The sequence below is a fragment of the Acaryochloris sp. 'Moss Beach' genome (genome assembly GCF_021497025.1).
GTDB classification, from domain to species: Bacteria; Cyanobacteriota; Cyanobacteriia; order Thermosynechococcales; family Thermosynechococcaceae; genus Acaryochloris; species Acaryochloris marina_A.
The window spans coordinates 5510187-5522814 of record NZ_CP071717.1; the positions used below are offsets into that span (position 1 = coordinate 5510187).

A 12628-nucleotide genomic window follows, 5' to 3' on the forward strand; every position below is an offset into this window, starting at 1 on the left:
TTAACTCCATCAATAAGTGGCCTAAGATATTCTTCGACACTTAGTTCTGTTAGAGATGCTTTATTTTCTTCTCTTTCAACAACTAAAACTCCCATCTTTGTTTCACATTTTGGACAATATATCTTCCAGTAAATTGGAGTATCTTCCTTAATCTCTATACTTATCGGACTCTTTTCTGTGAGAGTATAATTGTAGGAGCAAAAAAATTGGCATATGATGCGGTGAGACTAAGTTTCGGCTTAAAATCGTAGACTTTATAGGATTGATGGGCAAACCTTCCTTTTAAATGAAAATAATTTATTCTTTCTGTAAATAAAGGGCTATTTATTATTTTTGCATTGCTCTGGAAAAAATAATTTCTAAAGTAGAGCAATCTGCTGGTTGACTTGATCTATTCCCAATATTTACAAATAAATCAACCTTTAGAAACTCACTATTTTTTTGTATTAAGAGACTTTTCCTTCATCTTTTGAGGTTCATCAAAGCGATCTTTTGTAAGAAAAAAATTCTAAAAATAAATCAGGAATACTTTGCCGACTAAATAAGTCTCTTACTTCATAATCCTCAATAGCTAATGAAGTAGAGTTATAACGCTTGTAGTACCTTTTATCTGAAGCTTGATGCGGTGCCCTTGACAAAGCTTGGGGTATGTTAACAACGTACACATATTTCCCAGGTTTGGTGGTTAATAGTTCAATTGGGTTGATGATAACGCCTTCAACCTTAGGTTTAATATTAGAGTTTATAACTTGATCTAACCATTCCTTTGATATGACCTTTGGATCGAATCCAACATCTATGGAAGTAGGTAAGTGGCCTTCTTCCTTGATCCCATAAACGATAGTTCCACCAGCAGAGTTTGCAAAGGCTGAAACATCTTTCCCTATTTCTTTCTTTTTACTTGGTGTATTTTCTAAAGCTCTACATTCTTTATAGTCTAAATCTATGCTTTCTTCGATCTTATTAGCAATAAGAGAAAGTATGTCTTCTTCCGTCCATTCATGTGGTTGCTTCATATAAATCTTAATGACATCTATCTATTGCTATTATTTAGCGGAATTGATATCTCTTGAGATTAAGCTAATAGAATAATCTAGGCTTCAAGGTAACAAGAGAATAAAGAACATTCTCTTACTTGTTTCTACTAGCAACGGGAGCATGTTACCTGTGTGATCTAGTATTTATACTTATCCCAGGAATCATTGCTAGTCTTGCTTTCAGACATCAAATTTCTGATTGAAAATTTTGTGCATCTGTAAAGGTGACATGCTCCCACTAGCAACAGGCTTTCTTGCAATAGCTTGAAAGGGAATCGATAGTTCTTTACTATCCTAATTGTGTATTCTTAGAGGCTATTTACAAAGCAAATATCAAGCTGAGCTAAACGCTCTTGAGCAAAGGTTTTAGGGTATGAATAGCAATTCTGTGCATACTACTCTAACGCAAAAACGATATTTTCATTGCTCAGCACAGATTTCAGAGCACTTTCCATAAATACCCTCTCAAGCTATCACTTATTAACTACCACTGATTCGAGCTACATCTTTAGCATTTTGCTCAAAGGCAGCAGACAAAGCATCATCCCCACTCAAGCCATCCTCGATCGCATTCTGAATCGCCTGCAATACCCGCTTATAATCCCGTGGCATTACCTTCACAAACTTGGGCAACATGGCTTCCCAATCTGCGAGAACTCTAGCCCCCTGTTCGCTCTGGGTATAGTCCACATGGCGCTGAATGGCCTCCTTCAAATCTTTGATATCTTCAGGATCTGCCAAAGACTCTAGAGCGACCATTTCCGTATTGCAGCGTGTCGCAAAATCCCCAGCTTCATCGAGGACATAGGCGACCCCACCACTCATACCCGCAGCAAAGTTACGGCCTGTAGTTCCCAGGATGACAGCCTGGCCTCCAGTCATATATTCACAGGCATGATCGCCCACGGATTCCACGACAGCCCGCACCCCAGAATTCCTGACACAGAATCGCTCTCCACCAATTCCGCGAATATAGGCTTCACCGCCAGTAGCTCCATAGAAGGCTACGTTACCGACAATGATGTTCTCTTCCGCTACAAACGTCGATTCCTTAGAGGGATAGAGAATAATCTTGCCGCCACTGAGGCCCTTACCAAAGTAGTCATTGGCATCACCCTCTAGCTCTAGGGTTACGCCGGGTGGTACAAAGGCACCAAAGCTTTGCCCCGCACTGCCTTGAAAATGGAGGTGAACCGTGTTTTCAGGTAGACCTTCCCAATGACGTTTGGTGATTTCATTACCAAGAATCGTACCCACAGCCCGATTGACATTTTTAATCGGCAGGGTGGCTTTTACCTTCTCGCCCTTTTCAATCGCTGGCTGACATAGATCCAATAAGGTCGTCATATCTAGCGATTTCTCCAGACCATGATCTTGAGGAATCTGGCAATAGCGACCGATATCGTCGGAAACGTCAGGCTGATAAAGAATCTTAGAGAAGTCTAATCCCTTGGCTTTCCAGTGATCAATAGCCCGGCGAGGTTCCAAGACATCCGAACGGCCCACCATCTCATTCAGGGTCCGGAAGCCCAGTTGTGCCATCAGTTCCCGCACTTCTTGAGCGATGAACTGCATAAAGTTAACGGTGTGGGCTGGGTCGCCGGTGAATTTATCCCGAAGTTGTGGATCTTGGGTAGCGACGCCCACAGGGCAGGTATTCAAATGGCAGACGCGCATCATAATGCAGCCCAGGCTAACCAAAGGTGCAGTGGAGAAGCCAAACTCCTCGGCTCCCAAAAGAGCGGCAATCACGATATCCCGGCCCGTCTTCAGTTGACCATCCGTTTCCACAACAATACGGCTGCGCAGATTATTGAGAACTAAGGTTTGATGGGTCTCGGCAATTCCCAGCTCCCAAGGCAGTCCTGCATGCTTAATAGACGTTTGAGGCGAGGCTCCTGTGCCCCCGTCAAAGCCAGAAACAAGGACCACATCCGCATGGGCTTTAGCGACCCCAGCAGCAATGGTACCAACACCCACTTCAGAGACTAATTTGACGTTGATGCGGGCACTACGGTTGGCATTCTTAAGGTCGTGGATCAGTTCTGCCAAGTCCTCAATCGAGTAGATGTCATGGTGGGGTGGGGGGTGAAATCAGACCCACACCTGGGGTGGAGTGGCGCACCTTGGCAATCCAGGGATAGACCTTGCGGCCAGGGAGTTGCCCTCCTTCTCCCGGCTTGGCACCCTGAGCCATTTTGATTTGGATTTCTTTGGCCTGGGATAGGTAGAGGCTGGTGACGCCGAAGCGACCAGAAGCCACTTGTTTAATGGCGCTATTTTTGGAATCGCCCTGGTCGTTGGTCCAGGTGAAACGTTCAGGGTCTTCACCGCCTTCGCCCGTATTGGACTTGCCACCGACTCGATTCATGGCAATGGCTAGGGATTCATGAGCCTCCCTGGAGATTGAGCCATAGCTCATGGCCCCCGTCTTAAACCGTCGGGTGATTTCTTCAATAGGTTCAACTTCGTCAATGGGAATGGGCTGACGCTCTTTAAATGCCAGCAGACCTCGCAGGGTAAATAGCTGTTCATTCTGCTCATTCACTAGGGCCGAGTATTTCTTGAACAGGTCAAAATCACCCGCACGGGTTGCTTGCTGCAGGGTATGGATGACTTGGGGGCTAAACAAATGGGCTTCCCCTTCTTTTCGCCACTGGTATTCGCCACCGACATCAAGGGTATGGACTTCCACATCCCTTTCAGGGAAGGCATGGCGATGGCGTTGAATCGCTTCTTCCGCCAAGACGGCGAGGTCCGCCCCCTCAATCCGAGAGGCAGTCCAGCTAAAGTACTTGTCTACCACTGATTTGTTGAGGCCAATGGCTTCAAAAATCTGGGCACCGCGATAGCTTTGAATCGTAGAAATCCCAATTTTGGAGGCTACCTTAATCACGCCTTTGGTGGCGGCCTTGATGTAGTTCTTACAGGCCGCTTTAGGATCAATATTCACCATCAGTCCCTGGTGAATCATGTCGTGGATGGTTTCAAAGGCAACGTAGGGATTAATTGCCCCACAGCCATAGCCAATCAGAACCGCATAATGATGGACTTCGCGAGGTTCACCAGATTCTAGAACGAGACCGACTTGAGTCCGGGTTCCTTCCCGAATCAAATGGTGATGTAAACCTGAGACGGCAAGCAATGCAGGAATAGGGGCATGGTCATGATCCAAGTTGCGATCGCTCAATACGATCAGACTTGCACCGGAGGCAATGGCCTTATCTGCCTGCTGACACACTTCAGCCAAGGCCGCTTCTAAGCCCTGAACCCCAGCATTGGGGTCAAACAAAATGGGTAGAGTGGCCGACTTAAAGGGATCGCCGTTGAGGGCTTTAATTTTGGCTAACTCAGCATTGGTGAGGAGCGGCGTCTTCAGTTCTAGGAGATGACAGCTCTCAGGCTCGGGGTTGAGCAAGTTGCGCTCGGAGCCAATGGTGGTTTCAGGAGAGGTAATTATCGCTTCCCGAATGGAGTCAATCGGGGGATTAGTGACTTGGGCAAACAGTTGCTGGAAGTAGTTGTAAAGTAACTTCGGCTTATTGGATAGCACCGCGAGGGGGGTATCGGTCCCCATGGCCCCAATCGCCTCAACCCCGTTATTAGCCATCGGGGCCATCAGCATTCGCAGTTCTTCAAAGGTATAGCCAAAGGCCATCTGCCGCTGCAGCACCGTCTCGGCATCGTACTCGGGAGCGGCTTCTGCAGCGGGTAGCTGCTCGACACTCACCATCTGTTGATCCAGCCATTCCTGATAGGGATGTTCGGAAATAATCTGGTCTTTGAGTTCTTGGTCGGAAATAATTCGCCCTTGCGCCATATCCACCACAAACATTCGTCCGGGGGTGAGTCGGCCTTTCTTGGCCACACGTTCTGGCTCTATAGGTAATACACCTGCTTCCGAGGCCAAAATCACCAGATTATCTTTGGTGACGTAATAGCGAGAGGGCCGCAAACCATTCCGATCTAGAACTGCCCCAATCATGGTGCCGTCCGTAAAGGAAATCGATGCAGGGCCATCCCAGGGCTCCATCAGACAGGAATGGTACTTATAAAACGCTTTTTTCTCAGCACTCATGGACTCATGGGCTGTCCAGGGCTCGGGAATCATCATCATGGCGGCATGGGGAAGGGATCGTCCCGCCAAGAACAGCATCTCTAAAGTGTTGTCAAAAATGGTGGAGTCACTCCCGTCCACGTTAATCACGGGCTGGACTTTGGCCATATCCTCGCCAAATAGCTCTGACTCAAACATCGACTGGCGAGCCAACATCCAATTGATATTGCCCCGCATGGTATTGATTTCACCGTTATGGGCAATGTAGCGATAGGGGTGGGCTCGATCCCAACTGGGGAAGGTGTTGGTGCTAAATCGAGAGTGAACCAATCCCAAAGCAGATTCCATCTCTGGATCATGGAGGTCGGGGTAATATTGCCCCACCTGAATCGGCATCAACATGCCTTTATAGACAATGGTGCGAGAGGACAGGCTGGAGATATACCAATAACCATCAATGCCCGTGGTGCGAATCGCAATGTGGGACAGCTTGCGAAGCACGTATAGCTTGCGTTCAAAGGCCAAATCATCCTTCACTGCTGGGTTGCATTGGATAAAGACCTGCTCCATAAATGGCTCGCTGGCCTTGGCGGTATTACCCAAGGAGGAATTATCGGTGGGCACATCTCGCCAACCCAGAACCTTATGGCCTTCTTGGGAGGCAACCTGCTCAAAGGTTTGTCGACTGGCTGCACGCTCTTGGGCATCGGGGGAAGCGTAAATCATCCCGACCCCGTACTGCCCTGGTTCTGGCAGTTCAAATCCTAATCGGGCGGCTTCTTTCTGGAAAAAACGATGGGGAATCTGCATCAGCAGGCCCGCACCATCACCCGTATTGGTTTCACAACCACAGGCACCCCGGTGATCTAGATTCACCAGAATCGTCAGGGCCTGTTCAATAATGTCATGGGATTTTTGACCCAACTGATGAACGACAAACCCCAACCCACAGGCATCATGCTCAAATTGTGGATCGTAGAGACCTTGGGGGGCAGGAGTGGTATTGCTATTCATATTGGGTGATCTGAAGGTTCGAACTGTTACTTGACTATGCCGCATATCCTCAGCCAAGGGAAAGTCGGCTGAGACCAGCATTATAAGCTTTAACTTTAGTCAATCTAAATTCTCTTACGAAGAAACTAAATTAACAGTAGGTTTTAATGCAAATTCAAGGAAAGCGATCCGACTGATGTTCCGTGAATTTAGCGTCTAGGTCATACTCTCAGGGTGTAGGGCAGACAGGGCAACGCGAAAGCCAATATAGAAGTTGCTGCAGTCCTGGGAAACATAGTAACGAGCCGCCGAACGACAATACCGAGGGGAGTAAATCCAAGCGCCGCCTCGCAAAATCCGATAGGAGCTATCCTCTTCCTCCCAAGCACTGCCATTCTTAGGGGCATTGTGATAGCTGCTATGCCAGGTGTCTTGACACCATTCCCACAGGTTGCCCGCCATGTCATATAGCCCAAACGCATTGGCGGGGAAACTGCCCACTTCCGTTGTCTGTTTTCGATATTGTCCCTGGGGACCAGAGTCATGGGCTTGATTGCGATCATAATTGGCGAGATCAGATGTAATGCTGGCTCCAAAGTGGAAAGGAGTGGTCGTCCCAGCGCGGCAAGCATATTCCCATTCAGCTTCACTGGGTAATCGATAGGGCCGCTGGGTTCGATCCGAGAGACGCTGACAAAATTCCATCACGTCTATCCAGGACACTTGTTCAACTGGACGTTTAGCCCCCTTGAATGAGGATGGATTATTGCCCATAATCTGTTGCCATTGGGATTGGGTGATCAATACTCTACCCAGATAAAACGGGGCAATAGAGACGACATGCTGAGGCCCTTCATCCCCAAATCGCTGGGGATCATGGTCTGCCGATCCCATCCAGAACTGCCCTTCTGGAATGGCGACCATTTCTAGGGTGTCATTACCTAGGTCTTCTAAGAAACGCTGTCCTAGGTAATGGGAGCGATTGATGATTTGCCCCTGGGTATCCACTTCAAGCCCCTCAAAACTAAATGGTTCTAGGGTGGAATAAGGGAGAGACAGCTGACTTTGCCCATGACGAGGGGAGATAGTGTTGGAAATTGCTGTGGGCCAGCTGGTTGAGACAGAGGTGAGAGAATCGTTGCTGCCCTGGGCTGGGGCTAAGGCAGCCAAAACCTCATCGGCCGAGACAAAGCGATCGCATATCTTGATCCGCAGTAATTTACCAATAATGGCTGCTAAATCTTGGCTAACGGGTTGGGGTAGATGGCTTTGCCATTCATTCACCCAGGCATACCCTTGGAGATGTTTGAGATGATTCGGATAAATGCCTGTGAGTAGATTAAAACAACAAACTCCTAAGCTAAATAGGTCACTAGCGGGGCAAACTTTGCCATCTATAAATTGCTCCAGCGGGGCAAACCCTTCGGTGCCTAGGATAGTTCCTGATTGCATAAGTTTTGAAAAACTATCTTGTTTGGCAATGCCAAAGTCAATGAGGACTAAATGTTGATCAGCATACCGTCGCATGATGTTGACGGGTTTGAGATCCCGATGGATGATATTTTGCTTATGAATATCCTGCAGAATAGGGAGTAGATCTAGCAGTAGACGACGGATTTTATTCTCATTAAAAATACCGTCTTGATCTAGCTCCTCTTGCAAATTTTGACCATCCACAAATTCTTGAACTAAATAGGGATGTTGATGATCTTCAAAATAAGCGAGAAGACTTGGAACTTGTGGGTTCTGTTTCAGCTTCTGAAGTTGTCGCGCTTCCCGCAAAAAGAGCTGTAGTTTCTTTTCTATATATTGATCTTGAGTCGGACAAATCAGCTGCTTGACCACACAAAGCTCATTGAAGTTATCAATATCTTCGGCTAAATATGTTTTGCCAAATCCCCCCTGACCTAAAGGTTTGAGGATCTTGTATCGATGTCGTAGTAAATCAAGAGATCTGCCACAACATTGGCACTGTTGATCGAGATCGGGATTAACAGGTTTCTGGCAATCTGGATTCAGACAATAGACCATCTAATCTGGGCCATCGAAACTTCCCACAACTATCAGAATACCGAGGGTTGATGCTCCACATATGTTCGTAAAATTACAATCCGAATCATGAATTGTGAGGATTTGATTATTGATCACCTACATTGATGCTCACTCTTGGATTTTGGTATGTGCCAATGTTGAGAGTTTTAAGCTGATTTGGACCTTTTGAACGAGGTTTCTCAAATGAGCAAGGATCAGTTTAGTAAATACGGTTATTGGCTTTAGCTTCTGTAGATTAACGGGTCAAAAAGACTGCATCCAAAATAGTTGATTGCAAAGGGCCAACAGATTCCAGAAATTGGTCAGTGGGCAATAATACAATTGCCCACTGACCTGCAAAATTAGTAACCGCGACTCCAGATAGATTTCTTGGGTTGTTCAGACCGGGGAGCAGTGAGTTGGAGCCACCACTCTAAGAGCCTGGGAGCAAAGCGATTGCCCAAAACGGCTAAGTGACTTTGCCAGCCCACCAGAATTTCTGGGGATTCCTTGGCCAGACTGTTGACTAAGACCTTAGCCACTTTCTCGGGGGTCATTGCTGCTACCCAGCGAAACCGTTGGGTATTGCGAGTCATATCTGTTTCTGTGAGAGAAGGCAACAGGGCCGTGACTTTAATATTATGGGCAGCTAGCTCAGTGCGCAGAGCCTGGGTAAAACCCAAAATCGCAAACTTGGTAGCGGAGTAAGTGGCCATGGTTGGGGCACCTATTTTGCCCATAAGACTAGAAACATTGACGATGCGTCCTTCCTTCTTACTGGCCATGCGTCGCGCCAGGACCTGAGTCATGGTGTAAATTCCCATTAAGTTGAGAGAAAGCTCTTCCTGCACTTTGGGGAGCTTGGTTTGCAGGAAAGGGGCCTGATGAGCCACCCCAGCACAATTCACCAGTAAGTGAATGGGACCATGCTGCTTCCAGGTCTGGGCGATGGCAATATTCACCTCCACCGTCTGAGTCAGATCCAGGGGAAGAACAACTGCTTGGGTGCCCAGTGCTTCTATTTCTATGGCGACTTGCTGTAGGTGGGCTTGATTACGGGCCACAAGGATGACTTTTTCTATTCCTTGCTGGGCTAACTCTTGTGCGATCGCACGGCCAATCCCTCGGGATGCACCTGTAATGAGTGCGGTTTTTCCTTGTATTTTCATGGGATACCTCCCGACACAATGGTCAGACAATGGGCAGATTTATCCCTTCACTGAAGCAATATCCTTAAGCGCTCGACAGGATAGGTCAATGAGTGGATTGAGGCGAAAATAGCTTGTTAATCAATCTGTGAAAACGAAGTAGTAAAAAATTAAAATCTTTTCTGAGAAAAATATTGCATAATTGCAAAACTAATCGTCATCCTCACTTGAAGTATTGCAATCAACGCTTCAAGCTTAAGATGAGTGCAAATGTATTAATTATGTGCTGAAGATTACATTTTGCAAGCCTTTCATTCTGCTCAACATATTCAAGAAGAAATCGAATTCTTTATATGCATAAGCTAGCAACTTAATCAACTAACTGCAATAAATTTTATAATATTCTTATTGCATTAACATAAGTACATATAATTCTCAGATTGAGTACCACTGGAGAGCATTCCTAGCAGAAGTACCTGCAATCACTCAGGGACAGATTAAGTGAGATATTGCCTCTCGTTGAATCTGAGAATAGCGGAGATTTATCATCCATTTCTGAGGAGGCCATCCAGGCTACAATCCCGCGAGGAACTGTAATCCAGAGAACAAAAGTGCTCCTAATCCCATACAAATGGGCAAAGTAAGACCCCAAGCTCCCGCAATTTGCCCCAGAGTGGCCCATTGAATCGTCTGTCCCCGTTGCGATAAGCCAATGCCAATTACTCCACCCACTAAGGCATGGGTGGTAGAGACAGGCAGTCCCCAGCGAGAAGCGAGAAGAATGGTCGTGGCTGCTGCCAATTCAGCACAAAAACCACTGCTGGGCTGGAGGGGAATAATGTCTTCGCCAACGGTGGTCATCACTTTTTGCCCTGAAATGGCTAATCCAGCCACAATCCCCAGTCCACCCAGAACCATGATCCACAATGGAACCGCTGCTCCGGCAGTGGGTATTGCCTGAGTTGTAAAAATAGCTGTGACGACTACCAGGGGAGCGACGGCATTGCCAACATCGTTAGATCCGTGGGCAAAGGCGACAAAGCAAGCACTACAGACTTGAAAGAGTGCTAACTGATTTTCGACGGTTGCCTGGTTTCTCGCTGAGTCTGCTGAAGGAGGATGTTGAGCAAGTTTTTGCCAACTCCAGATGGTCAGAGTGAGGATTGCAGCAATACCCACTGCGATCGCAAGATCTTGTTCAGGCAGATTCCAGTGCCATCGAGCCTGGAAGACTTGGTGGATGGGATGGGTGACTTGAGGTAAGACAATCACTCCAAAGATGCTCACCAACCCAGTACTCAACCAGGGAATCCATTCATTCAGCTGGCGCAGTGGATCGGAGGATTGCAAAATCCCCTGGGAAATCAGGCGGTAAATCAAGGCCGCAATCCCACCACTCACCACCGGGGTCAGCAACCAGGAAAGGGAAATAACCCCTAACATAGACCACCGCACAGCCGATGTCCCCAAAGCCACAATACTGAATCCTGCTAACGCCCCAATCGTGGCATGGGAAGAGGCCACGGGCCAGCCTCGCCAAGTCGCAATCTGCAGCCATAACCCACAGGTCATCAGCACCGAAATCATTCCTAAACTCAAGGTTTGAGGTGTATTGGCAAAGGCTTGGGCATCCACGACCCCACGGGTCAGGGTATTGATGACTTGGCGGCCAAACACAATGGCCCCAGTAAATTCAAGAATCCCAGCAATCACCAAAGCCTGCCGGAGGGTAATGGCTTTTGATCCCACCGATGTGCCCATGGCGTTAGCGACATCATTGGCCCCTAAATTCCAGGCTAAATAAAATGCCAACCCACTCACGAAGAGAATATAAACCATGGCCCAACCTATTGAAGATGCTTGGGGATGCTCAAAAACTCAAGAGATTTCAGGATTCATCCGCTTCCTAGGTATCAATCCCTTTTTCCCAAACCCATTGAATTTGCTGATTTAATTTAGACTTAACGTCATCAGCGATATACCATTCGATTGATAACGGAAAGACTCTACCGGGTGAGGATCAAAAGAATACATCATGAATAACCCTAAAGCATTGTTCCAGGCCTTAAACCCTCGCCAACTACGTCGGTTTACCGCTTTAGCTTCTGTTTTATTGCTGAGTGCCTGTCAAGTCGGGGGCAATGCCCCCAATGGCGAGGGCTTAAAAATTGGCTCACTCTTACCGTCGACAGGAGACTTAGCTCCGTTAGGGGCGCCGATGATTGATGCGGTGCCCTTGCTCGTAGATACGGTGAATGCCTGTGGTGGTGTGAATGGCAAGCCCGTTGAACTGACGTCTGAGGATGATGAGACTGATCCTACGAAGGGCAGTCAGGCGATGACCAATTTAGTCGAAGTTAAAAAAGTGACTGCTGTCGTGGGATCTTTTGCGAGTAGTGTTTCTCAAGCGGCTGTTGATGTTGCGGTTCGCAACAAGATTCTCCTCATTTCCCCAGGGAGTACCAGTACCGAATTTACGGGTCGTGCTCAAAATGGAGACTTTAAGAATGGTGATACCCAATATTGGGCGAGAACTGCACCTCCCGATACCTACCAAGCCCGTGCCCTTGCCAAACTCGCTAAGGAAAAAGGCTTCCAGAAAGTTTCTACTGTCTCCATCAATAACGACTATGGCGTTAGCTTTGAGCAAGAATTTATAAAGTCCTTTAAAAAACTAGGGGGCACGGTGATCAATGAAGCCAAACCCACTCGGTATGACCCCAAAGCCACCACCTTTGACACAGAAGCTGCAGCAGCCTTTGCCAATAAACCAGAAGCTGTGATTGCCATTCTCTATCCAGAAACTGGAGCCCTACTTTTGAAAGCGGCTTACGAACAGGGCCTGATGGAAGGGGTACAGGTGATGCTGACGGATGGAGTCAAGTCTGATGAATTTGCGACTCAAGTGGGTAAAACCAGCGATGGCAAGTTTATTATCACTGGAGCGATAGGAACCGTGCCAGGCGCAGATGGGAATGCCCTAGAGTCCTTGACGGAACTTTGGAAATCAAAGAAGAACGAAGCCCCACCCGCCTATGTTCCTCAAAGTTGGGATGCAACAGCCCTAGTGTTACTGGCAGCCCAGGCCGCCAAGTCTAATTCCGGAGATGCGATCGCAGCCAAGCTTCGTAATGTTGCCAACGGTCCAGGAACTGAAACGACGGATGTTTGTGAAGCCTTAAAACTCCTAGAGAAAGGTGAAGAGATCAACTATCAAGGGGCCAGTGGGAACGTCGATATTGATGAGAATGGAGATGTCTTAGGGGTTTATGATGTATGGACCGTTAAGGATGATGGCAAGCTCAATGTCATCGGCCAGGTCCAACCGTCCGAGTAATCATTCCTGAAAATCTATCCGTTTA

At 47.4% G+C, this 12628-nt stretch carries 5 protein-coding genes and 1 pseudogene; 1 reads left to right on the plus strand and 5 read right to left on the minus strand.

Annotation, left to right across the window (positions count from 1 at the left end):
• Nucleotides 1–479 precede the first annotated feature (479 nt).
• The 5 genes and pseudogenes from HRE53_RS25795 to HRE53_RS25815 all read right to left on the minus strand — a co-directional run bounded on the left by HRE53_RS25795 (nt 480) and on the right by HRE53_RS25815 (nt 11105).
• Nucleotides 480–1016: a helix-turn-helix domain-containing protein gene (locus HRE53_RS25795; protein WP_235108500.1), complete on the minus strand. Its 537-nt coding sequence runs from the start codon at nt 1014–1016 to the stop codon at nt 480–482.
• Nucleotides 1017–1517: 501 nt separating this feature from the next.
• A pseudogene (gltB, locus tag HRE53_RS25800) lies at nt 1518–6108 on the minus strand (glutamate synthase large subunit).
• 195 nt (nt 6109–6303) lie between these two features.
• Nucleotides 6304–8118: a bifunctional serine/threonine-protein kinase/formylglycine-generating enzyme family protein gene (locus HRE53_RS25805; RefSeq protein ID WP_235108501.1), complete on the minus strand. Its 1815-nt coding sequence runs from the start codon at nt 8116–8118 to the stop codon at nt 6304–6306.
• A 362-nt stretch (nt 8119–8480) separates the two neighbouring features.
• Entirely contained in the window at nt 8481–9287 is an 807-nt protein-coding gene (locus HRE53_RS25810; RefSeq protein WP_235108502.1) for an SDR family oxidoreductase, read from the minus strand.
• Between the two features lie 552 nt (nt 9288–9839).
• On the minus strand, nt 9840–11105 hold the full coding sequence (locus HRE53_RS25815) for an inorganic phosphate transporter (RefSeq protein ID WP_235108503.1): 1266 nt from the start codon (nt 11103–11105) through the stop codon (nt 9840–9842).
• A gap of 196 nt (nt 11106–11301) precedes the next feature.
• Between HRE53_RS25815 and HRE53_RS25820 the strand changes: the two genes are divergently transcribed.
• Nucleotides 11302–12603, plus strand: coding sequence for an ABC transporter substrate-binding protein (locus HRE53_RS25820; RefSeq protein WP_235108504.1), 1302 nt, complete (start codon nt 11302–11304; stop codon nt 12601–12603).
• The last annotated feature ends 25 nt before the right edge of the window (nt 12604–12628 follow it).